This window comes from Treponema sp. R6D11, from assembly GCF_054786075.1.
This window is the reverse complement of the sequence record NZ_BDHD01000045.1, coordinates 1-13,206: the sequence shown is the minus strand read 5'-3', so window position 1 is coordinate 13,206 and position 13,206 is coordinate 1. Positions and strand designations below refer to the sequence as shown.

Sequence of the window (13,206 nt, the reverse complement as noted above, 5' to 3'; positions counted from 1 at the left end):
TCGGCGTTTGATGATACTGCAATGGAATTTTTTTATTGACCGTTTCCGCCGCTTGCGCCGATAATCGAGTTATCATTATCAACCTCTGCCCTTTATCCTTCATGGCGGTTATAATGCCGATTATTTGTTCCGGCGTTTTACCTTCGCCATATATTACTTCGCCTGCGCCTTTTCGTAATTCGCGGTGGTGGTCAAGTTTCGCGTAACCCAAATCCTCAAATGGTTCGGTGCAAAATTTTGATAACGCTTCTTCGGGAGTAACCGCGCCTTCTTGAATATTTTTTAATAAACATAAAGTTTCCTGTTTGTTCATAAACTACCATTCCTCCATTAAATCGCCTCTAACTCGCAACCAGTCATCAATTCCTTGTCGTACAGCAAGTCCGTTTTTCCATCTGCGACAATTTGTCCGTTCTTCAATATAATTACGCGACTGCATACTTTTGCGGCAAATGTTATGTCGTGTGTCGCTATTATTTTTGTATGGTTTAATTTTTTAAAGATTTCAACAAGAGCGCGTTTAGCCTTTGGGTCAAGAAAAGCGGTCGGCTCGTCAAACATCAATATAGAAGGACACATTGCCAAAACCGACGCTATTGCCGCCAGTCGTTTTTCACCGCCGGACAGCCGTAGCGTTGAATGATTGGACAGATGATTTATGTTTAATTGTTTAAGAGTTTGCTCTACTCGTGTTTTGATTTCATCTTCCGACATTCCAAAATTACGGCAACCAAAGGCAATGTCGTCATAGACAAGCGGCATAAACAACTGGTCATCGGGATTTTGAAAAACCAAGCCGATTCGTTTTCGGATTTCATTAACTGTTTTTTTACCGAGTTGTATTCCGTCTACTTCTATCGTACCGGCTGACAATTCAAGTATCCCGACAATAGCAAGCATAAGCGTCGTTTTGCCCGCGCCGTTTTCGCCTATTAACGCGACATTTTCGCCTTCGCTGACGGTCAGGGTTATGTCGTCTATCGCTTTTGTCTTGTCAGGGTAAATAACCGTTACATTTTGAAGTTTCAACATTGCACAAGCCTTCCAAAAAAACCAGTCAACATAGCATTTATATCAACAATACGGAATGTTATGCAAGAAACAGAAACTACCGCAATGAAAACTATGTCGCTTAATGTTAATGCCTTATTACATTGCCGTAAATTTTGAAGCGTAGCCCCTGAAGCATACCCTTGCGTATATCCCTTGCATTTCATGGCGTTGTATACACGTTCGGCGCGGTCAAAACTGCGAATCAATAGCTGTCCCGCAAAACTGCCCATGTTCTTCATTTCAATTCCTTTTCTGTTGGGGTTTCTTAAAGAGTACGCGATACTCATGGAGTACGCTTCGTTTAACAATACGCCGATATAACGGTAGGTAAGTTCAAACATGATGATAAATATTCCCGGCAGACGCAAGCGCCGCAATTCATTAGTTAATTCAGAAAAGCGAGTTACCGATACGAGTATTAAGACCGCCATAACGCACAAATAAGTTTTGAACAATATGGAAAGAAACGAAATTACGCCACGGCTTACGATTAGACTGCCTAATACAAACGCCGTGTTTCTGTCAAAAATTATGTTGCTTATTCCAGCAAAGAGGCAGAACGGCAATGCGATAAGAAAACGCTTAAAAAGCATTGAATACGGCGTTTCTGAAAGAGCCATGAGGAGCGCGGGGAAAAAAATGTACGGTATCAAACGTCCCAGAGCGTACCTGTTAAACGAAACAATAGTTACGATAAAGACAAATGTTGTCAACAATTTCACCAATGGGTGAAGTCTGTGGACGCATGAATTACCGCCTGACAACTGCTCAAGAGCATATAACTGTGAAAACGCATTTTTCATCAGACGGCAACTCTATATCTATTATGCGGAAACAATCGCTTTATCTTTTCGTCTTTTTTTGACGGCAGAGATCACAAACGCAGAAATTCCTGCAAGCAAGAATGTAAAAATACCGCCTAAAATTCCCGAAAGGGTTGTTCCTGCCGCAGAACCTTCCTCCCCTGCATCGGAGAAATTGTAATCGGGCAGAAAAGCGATTTTTTCCTGTATAGAAGCCGCACCATTTAAAAAGGCGTTATCTTTTTCAATCTCTGTTGAACCGGTTATATTTTTTATTGACCATTCAAGTCCGTCAGGGTGTGATGACGCAAATATTGCCAGAACGCCGCCTACAAGCACTGTAATAATCGCAAGCGTTACAAACACTTTTCTTATCGGTATACCGCTTTGGATTGCCGTTCTGTTGTATGTGCTCTCCATAATTTCAGGGCGCATTTTGTAAACAAAGTAAAGAACCGCCGCAGTTACTATGCCTTCGACAATGCCAATCGCAAGATGAATGGGTAACATTAAAAGTACGAAACTTGAAAACGGCAATTCTGTAATACCGGAAAATAATGTTTCAAGTACTACGCTGAACGCGCCAAGTTGCAATGCCACAACAACCGCAACGAGAGAGGCGGCTGTTATTCCGGCGGTTGTCATTCCTTTTTTCAACAAAGGTTTAAAAAGCAGGGGATACACAATCAGGCAGGGAATAACGCCCATATTAAAAATGTTACAACCGAGGGCAAGCAACCCTCCGTCTGCAAAAAACAGACATTGAATAATTAATACCGCCGCAAGGGATAGTAGTGCTGGAAAACTGCCAATCATGGCGGCAAGCAAAATTCCCCCTCCGATATGACCGCTTGATCCCGTAGCGGGAATGGTAAAGTTAATCATCTGAGCGGCGAAAACAAACGCGCCCATTACGCCAATAATGGGGATTTTTTTCTCGCATAAATCGTCTTTTTTAATTTTTGAAACCGAATAACCGATAGCTGCGGCGCTTACAGCGCACATTGCCGTTCCCACAACGGGAGACAGTAAAGAATCTGCCATGTGCATAATAATTCCTCCTAAAAAATAAAACTTAAAGCTTGTTACACAAGCCTAGCTTGCGCCGCTTCTTGAAGCGCAGACACCTTCATGGCATCGTTCTATTTTTATGGAAAATTTATGGACACGGGTCATACCTTCATGGTATGGATTATACGGTATTATATCATAAGTCAGGAAAGATTGGCAAGCGTTTCATTCATGCTTCCTGTCCGATACCCCAACAAATCTACCGCTATATAGGTAAAGCCGTACAGTTTTAATTGCTTGTGAACTTTTTCCCTGTTTTTTCGGTCTGTTAATATCAAAAAACCGTCCTCGTCGGTTTCGATACGCGCAAGGTTGCCGTGATGACGCACCCTTACCTGCCTTAATCCCATATCCAGCAAAAGTTGCTCCGCCTTGTCTATCATTCCCAATTTTTCAGGCGTAATAGATTCGCCGTAAGGAAAGCGCGAGGAAAGACAGGCAAAGGATTGTTTATTCCATGTCGGCAGATTCATGTTTTTTGAAAGAAAGCGTATTTCATCTTTTGTAAGTTGCGCGTAACGTAAGGGGCTTTTTACGCCTTGTTCCGCGACCGCCGTCAGCCCCGGACGATAATCGCCGTTGTCATCAAGATTAGAACCTTCGGCAACATTCTCTATGCCATTCTCACGGGCAACCGCCCAAATTTTTGTAAACAATTCGTTTTTGCACAAATAACAGCGATTTACCGGATTTTGCGCAAAACCTTCAATATCAAGTTCTTCTGAATCACAGATTATATGACGGATATTTTCACTCTCGCAGAAGGAGACTGCCTCTTTTAATTCGCGCTCGGGAAAAGAACAAGAACGAGCGGTAACGGCGATAGCTTTATCCCCCAAAACATCATGCGCGATTTTTAGCAAAAAGGTTGAATCAACGCCGCCTGAAAACGCTATTGCTACACTTCCAAGTTCGCGCAAATAGTTTTTTAATTTTTCATGTTTCTGAAAAATGCCAGCCGCTTCTTCCACTTTATTTGTCCTTGCCGCTTGCTTTTAATATTATGGTAATTTCATTTATATATGCCTGAATTGGCTTGTTGTCAACACCCACGATTGTTACATTGCATTTGTCTAGTGGTAGCAATATTTTATGCGCGGGGCTTGAGGAAATCGCCTCCGCCATTTTTGGGCTTATTTCGCCATGCATTGCGTTAGCGAAAATAATTCCTGTTACGCCGATAATAATGTCAGCTTTTGTACAGTTAAAAACCACGGCGTTTTCGCCCGTCGCACCGTAATCCGCGCCAGCTTTAAGCATAGCCGATGTTGCGATTGAATTTGTCCCTACCGCCGTAATTACAGCGGCGGCAAATTCGCTTTTAATATGCTCAATTATGGACTTGCCAATGCCGCCGCCCATGCCGTCTATTACCAGAATATTCATATATTACTCCCTGTATAAACAAATGTATTTATTTTTCAGTGTTTTTAGTGGTTAGGCATTAGAGTACCTTTAAAAAATAAAAGATACAAGCTATACCGATGTAATATGCGGCTACCACTGACCATTTGACAGTTTAGAAAGCAAGTGATATACTAATATAAATCTATAATTTGGAGGGTTTTATTATGAAGAAATTATTTCTGGTAGTGTTTCTTTTGACGGCTGTAATTGGATCGGCTCTTTTTGCACAAGAAAGAACTCCGGTTAAATTACCGAGTGAAGTAAAAGGCTATTTTCAAAAAGGTATTAAGTGCACCATAACCGCACCTAATATAATAAAAGTAAGCGGCAATCGGATAGATTTGGACGCGGTATTTTTCAGAGATATTCCTTATAACGGACAGAAAACCTTAATTGTCAAAGTCCGTTCTTTTGAAGGCAAGTTCCGTTGGGATCATGGGAAAATGTTTGGTATCACGTTTGGTAGTCCGAGCAACGCAAAAGGATTTTTAAACCCCGACCCGGCATCCGGAAAAAAGACTTCGGACAAATTGATAGATGGTCCTTTTACCGAAGGTGAAGAGTTGGTATTCACATTGCCTGATGATATTGCCGGTAAATCTGCGATTACATTTGCAATGACAGTATACGCCGGCGCTACTTTTGAATTAGAATTCTGGTATCAATAAAATACATTGCCTTAAGCATTATATTCCACGCCGTTGTACATCATACAACGGCGTTTTATTTATGGAATGTTAAAATTGTATTTTTACATTATTATCAGCAGGTTTTAGATCCGTCCAAAGTCCGTCAATTACATATTGCTGACGTCCAAAAACAAAACGCCCCCAAAAACCCAACTTGTATGTGTTTACTGTTTTTTTCAAAGATAGATTTTCATCTCCGCTATAATGCGCAATAAAAGCGTCCCCCACTGCGTCGGTTATAATAGCAATATCGCTTTCGGATACTTTGAATTTTCTAAGAACGTGCGCCGCTTCCAGCATGACAGTTTTCTTTACAAAATTTGTGGCGTTATGTGCGAAGTCAGTCCACGGATAAAGTTTATCTACGATTGTTTCGGTGCGGATATTAAAACTATTATCTTTTATCTCGACATAACGCATCGGACACGGAGCGGTTACAAGAGAGCCGGTTTCAATATCATAAATAACTTTTCCGTTAAAATCGCCGCGCGCAATATCCTGCGCGTGATAATGACCCGTAAAAACAGCTCTTACATTCCATGAAGCAAGAAAATTTCCAAAGGCGGCGAATTCCTGTATTAAATAATCAGGGTGGAGTTTTTTCTGTCCCTTCCAGTGTTCAACCACGCCGTGGTGCATCATAGCCATAACAGCTTTGTTATTGTTTGCCGCTTCACGCAACACAGAGGCTGTCCAGTCCGCTGTTTTTTGGCTTATTTTCCCCGAGACAATTTCATGTTTTCCCTGTACATTTTCGCGGTAACGGCATGCGTCTATCGCAAGAAGCCATAAACCTTCAACAGGTTCTACAACATAACTTAAAGAATCATCATCGCGCGTAATTGCGGAATTAAACCCAAAATCTCCGTAGATACGCGCAAAATCATTAGCGGTAATTGACGCGACAGGCTCTGTAGTGCTTCCCCTATACATTACGGCGTCGGGGTTATTTATATCATGATTTCCCGGAACAACATAAACCGCTATACCGGCGGAAGTCAGTTTTTTCAATTTTCTAGCTACAACATTGTGATTGATCAACTCGCCGTCCTTGGTTAAATCTCCGCAGACTAAAACAAAATTAACTTTTGACTCGATAATTTCATTTATTGCATAATCCAGTAAATCCTGACTATCCAACAACAATTTGCGGTCGGAATTCATTGTTTTTTCAAACGCCGCGCCACTTGAGCCAAGAGACGTATCGTAAATGTGAGAGTCGCTTATAACGGCAAAAAAAGCGTCAGGATACGCGGGAGGTGTTTCTGTATTTGTATTATTATTATAATTTATTATAACTTTTTCCCGCGCACAAGAAAAAGTAACGACAATCACAGCGCATAAAAAAGCGAGAGCAATTAATATAACCTTCTTTTTATTTACTCCTTTCATCTTAATAGTAAATAACGTAAATTTCTACCAAAGAATCAAGGTGTTTTTTTAATCAATTCCTATCGCTATTGATAACGCCTGCCATAATTCGATAAGTTTTTCTTCAGAAAGAATTCCCACATAATCGGTTAATCGTGTTTTTAAAATACTAATTTTTTACTTCAATGTCAACTTTTTTCCCCGCCCATGCGTTTACCGCAAGCAGGACATTTTCCTGATCCCCTGAACTTAGTTTCCTGTACGAAGCCAATAGTTTTCTCTCAGTATCGTTTAAGCCCTCCGGCTCAATTCCCGTAACAAGATATTCCGCCGAAGTCTCAAGCAGTTTCGCTATTTCAACTCCTTCCTTGATGTTTGGGTAAGTTTTCCGAGTCATCCATTTTCTGAATGTGCTTAAAGGGACGCCGATTTTACTAGAAATCCATTCCTGAGTCGTATTTTTTGATTTTATTTCGTTTTTTAGCCTTATCCAGAAATCCATGCCTTAATTTTAACTAAAAAAAAGAGCAAAAACGGCATTTTTGCTATTGTCATAATGCCATATTTGGATTTATTTTATTTACAAGTGGGAATATTTGGAATTTTTTGTCTGTTTAGTGGGCAATTTTGGGTATTCAATAACCACTAATATAAACAGCGAGAAAAACTATTTGCAGAGATTCTTCGCTGTCTACCGTAAACAGATAAAGGAGATAACGCAATGAAAAAATACAAATGGCTTATTGCCGGGATAGCCGCCCTGTTATTAGCTACAGCGATTGTTCTCAATGTATCTGCAAAACCAACAACTTCAATGGACAGCGAATGTGCCGAGGACGGTTCCTGTTGCGAGGACGAGAATACTTGTACTTGCAAATAACAAACATAGTGTTTAATCCCTATAAAGGGTAAACAAATAAATTTGACAGCGGGAAAGACTGCGCACCTGCAGAGCAGGCAAAGGAGCTTCTTATTATGAAAAGCAAAATTTTAGTAGTAGCCTTGATTGGTTTACTGATGGCAGGCGGATTGGTTTTGGCAAGTTGTGATGACGGCTGTTCGGAAGACGGTGAATGTAGTGGTATGAAAAGCTGCAATACCCAAAACTGTGCCACACGCTCAAGTGGTGATGCCAAGTGTGACTGCTAGTCAGTAACATATTTACCTGTCAACTCTGCCCCAAAAAGGGCAGAGTTATATTTTTATGGGGCAAAAATGAAAAAAAGCATAATTACCGGATCAATTGTAATCGCATTAGGCTTGCTTATCGCGCTTGGTCCACAATTTCTGTTCAAGGTCTGCACTGCCCATAGCGGCGCTTTTCCTCTGTGCCACTGGACAGCGCGTGCCGAATTAGGCATGGGAATGTTAATCGCCGCATTGGGTATCTGCCTTATCGTTTTTACCGATTCAAAAACACAAATTGGACTGACAATAGGAATATTATTTGCAAGTATATTGGTCATCGGTCTACCTCACGCGCTTATCGGCGGATGCAAATCAAGTGAGATGGCTTGCCGCAGAATTGCTTTTCCAGCTATTACTGTCATAGGCATTGTTTTAATGGTATATTCGATATTTCTTATAGTTTTCAGTGAACGAAAGATTTCACGCAAAGATCACTAATAGGTCAAAAATTCCCTTCTTATCTTTTCTATGTTCTTTATGAGAGATCTATGCTATACTTCTAACAGGAGAGAACAATGGCAGAAATACTCAATATCGAAACTAAGAAAAAATTGATAGAAGCGAATTGGCGTATGGAAGACCTGAAAGAAGTGCCTTATATCATCGAAGTTGGTCCCATGCACATGGGAACCAAAAAATATTACAACAACCCTGATGCGGAAATTGAATGGGCGGAAGATCACGCCAAAAAGCGGGAAGGGGTTTACGATTACGGCTTCCCAAACATTAAACCAAATCAGGGAATCAATATCGTAGCGGGCGCGTTTGGCTGTAAATGTAAAGTTAACGATGAAGCCGACCCTTGGGTTGAATGTATTATCCGCGAAGAAAATGTCGATGATGTTTTTAAACTGAAAGTTCCCGACCCTGTAAACAACCCCTACTTTGAACAGGCTTGGAAGCACGTTGAAGCGTTGCAAAGTAAATCAAAAATTCCGTTGCGGGTTGTCAATGTTCCCTCTCCGCTTGTTACAGCGTCCCTTATTTGGGAATATACCTCGTTCATAGAAGCCACTCTTGTCTACCCCGACGAAGTTCACGCGCTTATGGAAAAAATCACCGAAGCGACTATCGGCTACATTAAAGAAATGTTTAAACGGATAACAAACCTCTACGGTGTGAGCCACGAGTTTTGGTATGTGCCAAAAGAAATGGGTATCCGCGTAAGCGACGATACCGCCGCCCTGCTCTCCCCCAACCTGTACCGCGAATTCGGTTTAAAGTACAATGCGATGATAGCAAAAGAATTTGGCGGCATTGTAGTACATTCCTGCGGCGACGTTTCCAATGTCGCGGAAGCCATGATGGAAATACCGGGATTGCGCGGACTTGATTTCACTATCCCGCAAGTGCAGAATTGGGAAAAAGTCCGCGACGCGGTGTCGGGGAAAGCCCCACTTTGTTTGCGCCATTTTTACTGGGATCATCTTGACGACGGACTTTCAAGCGTCGCGGATTTAGCCGCTTACTCAAAAAAGCTGATTGACTTTTTCGGGCGCAAAGGCGTGTTTATTCAAACATCGACAAAAACCCCGGAAGAAGCGGTAGAGCTTGGCAAAGAAATGCATAAATTAATGTCGGTGTAATTGCGGTTATTCTTTTTTCAAAGTTTCTAAAACTTTCAGTCTGCATTTAGCGTGGTGCAGTTGTTTTTTAGCTTTATCAATCTCAAATTTTAGACGAGTGTCTTTTAATATTTCTTCCGCTTGTTTTTTAAGTTCAAGAACACGCTCAACGTCAATTTCTTCGGGCCATTGGGCACTTTCAACCATCAGCACGTTTTTATGTTCATTCACTTCTAAAATGCCGCCGCAAACAAATGCGGCGCGCCAATTGCCATTTTCCTCTTTTATGCGAAGCATTCCAGTAACAGAATGCGCGGAGAAGGGAGCATGGTTTGCGTATATTCCAATTTCGCCGTCATCAAGACTAATGGTAATTGCCTGAACCTTGCCTAAATAAAAGAGTCGTTTGGGGGTATGAACCTCAAAAGTAAATAAAGCAGACATTATTTTGCCTTTTCCAAAACATCATCAATATTGCCCGCCATGTAAAAAGACTGTTCTGGGATTGAATCACATTCGCCGTCCAGTATCATCTTGAAGCCGCGAACTGTCTCCTTGACAGGCACATAGCGACCCGGAATACCTGTAAATTTTTCCCCGACGAAAAACGGCTGGCTGAAAAAACGCTGTATCTTTCTTGCCCTGGCGACTGTAAGCTTGTCTTCCTCGGAAAGCTCGTCCATGCCCAAGATTGCGATTATATCCTGTAACTCTTTGTAACGCTGTAAAATCTGTTGCGCTCTGCGCGCGGTATTGTAATGATCTTCGCCTACTACCGCCGCGTCAAGAATACGGGAACTTGAAGCAAGCGGATCTACAGAGGGATAAATTCCCAACTCTACAATTTTGCGCGACAGCGTAGTGGTTGCGTCCAAGTGGGCGAAGGTTGTCGCGGGCGCAGGATCAGTAAGGTCATCTGCCGGAACATAAACCGCCTGAATACTGGTTATCGATCCTTTTGATGTGCTTGCAATCCTCTCCTGAAGACTGCCCATCTCGTTGGCGAGAGTCGGTTGATAACCGACCGCGCTAGGGATACGCCCAAGAAGAGCGGAAACTTCCGCACCCGCCTGAATGAAGCGGAAAATGTTATCGACAAATAAAAGAACGTCCTGTCTTTCCTGATCTCTAAAATGTTCCGCCATGGTAAGACCGGCAAGCGCGACTCTCATTCTCGCTCCGGGAGGCTCATTCATCTGACCAAAAACAAGCGCTGTCTTTTCGATAACTCCGCTCTCGGTCATATCTTTCCAAAGATCTGCTCCTTCGCGCGAACGTTCGCCAACTCCGGCAAACACCGAGTAGCCTGAATGTTCTGTCGCTATGTTGCGGATAAGTTCCATGATAACGACTGTTTTCCCTACTCCCGCGCCTCCGAACAGTCCTATCTTTCCGCCTTTTGCATAAGGCGCGATTAAATCAATTACTTTTATTCCTGTCTCAAGCAACGCGGTTGCCGGACGCTGTTCGCTAAAGCCGGGCGCATTGCGGTGTATTGATTCATACTGCGCCGCGCTAAACGCTCCCTTGTCGTCAATGGGATCGCCGGTTACATTAAACATTCGTCCAAGAACTTCCTTGCCAACAGGCACACTGATAGCTTTGCCCGTATCTTCAACTTCAAGCCCGCGCGATAATCCTTCGGCGGCAGACATCGCTACACAACGTACGCGGTTGTCGCCAATATGCTGAAGAACTTCAAGAGTAACAATGCGGTTAAATCCCGCATCGCCTGTTTTAACTTTCAATGCGTTTAAAATCAGAGGTATCTGTCCCTGCTCAAAACGAACATCGACAACAGGACCAATTACTTGAGTAATGTAACCTTTATTCGCCATCTTCCGCTCCTTACCTATCAGCCATCGCTGTAGAACCGCCGGTTATCTCAGCAATTTCCTGCGTAATGCCCGCCTGACGCGCGCGGTTGTAACTTATCCGCAGAGAGGCGAGCATATCTTCGGCGCTCTTGGAAGCCTCGTCCATAGCCCTCATGCGGGCGCTTTGTTCGCTTGCGTACGCTTCTACCATCGCCCCGAAAATTACGCCTTTTATATACTGAGGAACCAACATATCAAAAACCGCTTCTGTGGTCGGCAGAAATTCAAATTTTAAGTCCACTCTTTTTTCGCCGCCAATTTCAAAAATATCATTTTGAATTTTTTCTTTTACAAGCGGAATTATCTGATGTTCTGTCGGCAAAAGTTTTACCATGCTGAACATATTGGTATACACGATATGTATTGAATCAAAAACTCCCCAACGATACTGCGAAACTACATACTCGGAAACTTCTCCGGCGTGTTCCACTGTGGGTATCTGCGGGTGGAAAGAAAAATTTTCAAGAATGACATAGGGAGAGTGACCAAAATAGCGATAGCCGACAGCGCCGCCAATGAGTATCAGCACAGGATTCTGCACCTTTTTGCAAAGCTCATCTACATGACGATAAATATTCGCATTGTAGCCGCCAGCAAGCCCCTTGTCGCTAGTTATGACAATTATTGCCGTACGATAATCGGGTTTTGACACATCGCGTTTTTTAAAAAAATCGCTGTCAATATTTGCCTCGCTAGAAAGAATATCGTACATTGATTTTTGAATTCTGCTAAAGTAAGGCACGGTATCCGCGAGCATTTTCCGCCCCTTGCGCAGTTTTGCGGTAGAAATAAGATTCATCGCCTTGGTTACCTGTAATGTCTGTTCAATAGCCCGCATTCGCAGGCGCACATCGCGTAAATTAGACATTTATTTTTTTACTCCTTTGAAGGACTCAACTGTAGCGCGTAATTCGTCTTCCTGTTCTTTAGAAACAACTCCCGTCTCGGCAATATTCTTTAGTAAATCCGCCTTACCGCTTTTAAGGTTTAATAAAAAATCTTTTACAAAAGCGGAAACATTTTCCGTTTTAACATCAAGAAGGAAACCTTCAACCGCGAGAAAAAGAATTACAATCTGTTCTTCAATATGATAAGGTGAATACTGCGGCTGTTTTAAAACTTCCATAAGCCTTTCGCCCTGCGCCAGTTTGTCCTGAGTAGCCTTGTCCAAATCACTGCCAAACTGCGCAAAAGCCGCCATCTCGCGGTATTGCGCAAGGTCGAGTCTTATACGTCCTGAAATTTTTCGCATCGCCTTTGTCTGCGCTGAACCTCCAACGCGGCTTACCGAAAGACCCACGTCTATCGCAGGACGGAAACCGGAATTAAACAATTCGGAATCAAGGAAAATCTGTCCGTCCGTTATCGAAATTACGTTAGTGGGAATGTAGGACGAAATGTCACCAGCTTGCGTCTCAACAATGGGCATTGCGGTAATTGAGCCGTTACCCTTTGTCTGCGAAAGTTTTACCGCCCGCTCCAAAAGCCTTGAATGAAGATAAAACACATCGCCGGGGAAAGCTTCACGTCCGGGAGGGCGACGCAAAAGCAAACTGATCGCGCGGTAAGCTACGGCGTGCTTGGAAAGATCATCGTAAACTACAAGAACGTCTTTTCCCTGGTGTAAAAAATATTCCGCCATAGCGACCGCTGAATAAGGCGCGATATATTGAAGAGCCGCCGAATCTGAAGCGGACGCAAGTACTACAAAGGTGTAGTCCATTGCGCCGTGTTTTTCAAGATTATTAGTTATTGCCACTATCGAAGACGCCTTCTGCCCGATAGCGCAGTATATACAAATAACATTTTTCCCTTTTTGGTTAATTATCGTATCAATAGCGATTGCCGTTTTTCCCGTTTGGCGGTCGCCGATTATCAGTTCACGTTGACCGCGACCAATTGGGATCATAGCGTCTATGGAAAGGCATCCTGTTTGAAGCGGAGTTTCCACACTTCCCCTGTCAATTACGGGCGCTGCAGGAGCTTCCATAGGCATAAAAGCCGCAGGAGTTACAGGTCCCTTTCCGTCAAGAGCTTCACCTAGCGGATTTACTACCCTGCCGAAAAATGCGCTGCCCGAAGGAATGGAAACAACTTTACCTGTTCTTTTTACTTCCTCGCCGTCTTTAACAAGATCCTCTCCCGTTAAAATTACACAACCTGCGTCTTCTTCTTCAAGGTT

Annotated in this window: 15 protein-coding genes and 1 pseudogene; 4 read left to right on the top strand and 12 right to left on the bottom strand. The window is 42.9% G+C overall.

Annotation, left to right across the window (positions count from 1 at the left end):
* From ACYVTD_RS06120 to ACYVTD_RS06095, 6 genes and pseudogenes are all read right to left on the bottom strand, one after another.
* Positions 1-313 (bottom strand): annotated as a pseudogene (locus tag ACYVTD_RS06120) (nickel pincer cofactor biosynthesis protein LarB); the annotation flags it as partial.
* 17 nt (positions 314-330) lie between these two features.
* The gene (locus ACYVTD_RS06115) at positions 331-1,032 is read right to left on the bottom strand and encodes an energy-coupling factor ABC transporter ATP-binding protein (RefSeq protein ID WP_461246902.1); all 702 of its coding nucleotides are present in this window, start codon (positions 1,030-1,032) and stop codon (positions 331-333) included.
* Positions 1,026-1,856, bottom strand: a complete 831-nt coding sequence (cbiQ, locus tag ACYVTD_RS06110) for a cobalt ECF transporter T component CbiQ (protein WP_461246901.1) — start codon at positions 1,854-1,856, stop codon at positions 1,026-1,028. The genes ACYVTD_RS06115 and cbiQ overlap by 7 nt, the downstream gene beginning before the upstream one ends.
* Before the next feature lie 21 nt (positions 1,857-1,877).
* A complete protein-coding gene (locus tag ACYVTD_RS06105; protein WP_461246900.1) occupies positions 1,878-2,906 on the bottom strand; it encodes an energy-coupling factor ABC transporter permease in 1,029 nt (342 codons plus the stop codon).
* A gap of 164 nt (positions 2,907-3,070) precedes the next feature.
* On the bottom strand, positions 3,071-3,898 hold the full coding sequence (gene larE / locus ACYVTD_RS06100; protein WP_461246899.1) for an ATP-dependent sacrificial sulfur transferase LarE: 828 nt from the start codon (positions 3,896-3,898) through the stop codon (positions 3,071-3,073).
* A 1-nt stretch (position 3,899) separates the two neighbouring features.
* Positions 3,900-4,313, bottom strand: coding sequence for a DUF3842 family protein (locus tag ACYVTD_RS06095; RefSeq protein ID WP_461246898.1), 414 nt, complete (start codon positions 4,311-4,313; stop codon positions 3,900-3,902).
* Between the two features lie 185 nt (positions 4,314-4,498).
* On the opposite strand from ACYVTD_RS06095, the gene ACYVTD_RS06090 reads away from it, so the two are divergent.
* Positions 4,499-5,002 (top strand): hypothetical protein, encoded by a 504-nt coding sequence (locus ACYVTD_RS06090; protein ID WP_461246897.1) that lies wholly within the window; start codon positions 4,499-4,501, stop codon positions 5,000-5,002.
* A 69-nt stretch (positions 5,003-5,071) separates the two neighbouring features.
* Here ACYVTD_RS06090 and ACYVTD_RS06085 read toward each other — a convergent pair whose 3' ends face one another.
* Complete coding sequence (locus ACYVTD_RS06085; protein WP_461246896.1) at positions 5,072-6,415, bottom strand: metallophosphoesterase family protein; 1,344 nt, start codon at positions 6,413-6,415, stop codon at positions 5,072-5,074.
* A gap of 148 nt (positions 6,416-6,563) precedes the next feature.
* Positions 6,564-6,896: a helix-turn-helix domain-containing protein gene (locus ACYVTD_RS06080; protein ID WP_461246895.1), complete on the bottom strand. Its 333-nt coding sequence runs from the start codon at positions 6,894-6,896 to the stop codon at positions 6,564-6,566.
* Positions 6,897-7,115: 219 nt separating this feature from the next.
* Between ACYVTD_RS06080 and ACYVTD_RS06075 the strand changes: the two genes are divergently transcribed.
* The 3 genes from ACYVTD_RS06075 (at position 7,116) to ACYVTD_RS06065 (ending at position 9,168) form a co-directional block, all read left to right on the top strand.
* Positions 7,116-7,274 (top strand): hypothetical protein, encoded by a 159-nt coding sequence (locus ACYVTD_RS06075; protein WP_461246894.1) that lies wholly within the window; start codon positions 7,116-7,118, stop codon positions 7,272-7,274.
* 335 nt (positions 7,275-7,609) lie between these two features.
* The gene (locus ACYVTD_RS06070) at positions 7,610-8,020 is read left to right on the top strand and encodes a DUF4418 family protein (RefSeq protein WP_461246893.1); all 411 of its coding nucleotides are present in this window, start codon (positions 7,610-7,612) and stop codon (positions 8,018-8,020) included.
* A 77-nt stretch (positions 8,021-8,097) separates the two neighbouring features.
* Positions 8,098-9,168, top strand: a complete 1,071-nt coding sequence (locus ACYVTD_RS06065; protein WP_461246892.1) for a uroporphyrinogen decarboxylase family protein — start codon at positions 8,098-8,100, stop codon at positions 9,166-9,168.
* A gap of 6 nt (positions 9,169-9,174) precedes the next feature.
* Here the strand turns inward: ACYVTD_RS06065 and atpC are convergent, their stop codons facing one another.
* The 4 genes from atpC to atpA form a co-directional block, all read right to left on the bottom strand.
* Positions 9,175-9,591 carry an ATP synthase F1 subunit epsilon gene (gene atpC / locus ACYVTD_RS06060; RefSeq protein ID WP_461246891.1) on the bottom strand — a complete coding sequence of 139 codons (417 nt, stop codon included), beginning with the start codon at positions 9,589-9,591 and terminating at the stop codon, positions 9,175-9,177.
* Complete coding sequence (gene atpD, locus ACYVTD_RS06055) at positions 9,591-10,985, bottom strand: F0F1 ATP synthase subunit beta (RefSeq protein WP_461246890.1); 1,395 nt, start codon at positions 10,983-10,985, stop codon at positions 9,591-9,593. Before atpD ends, atpC begins: the two co-directional genes overlap by 1 nt.
* A 10-nt stretch (positions 10,986-10,995) precedes the next feature.
* Positions 10,996-11,892: an ATP synthase F1 subunit gamma gene (gene atpG / locus ACYVTD_RS06050; RefSeq protein ID WP_461246889.1), complete on the bottom strand. Its 897-nt coding sequence runs from the start codon at positions 11,890-11,892 to the stop codon at positions 10,996-10,998.
* A partial coding sequence (gene atpA, locus ACYVTD_RS06045) for a F0F1 ATP synthase subunit alpha (protein ID WP_461246888.1) occupies positions 11,893-13,206 on the bottom strand: 1,314 nt, incomplete at its 5' end.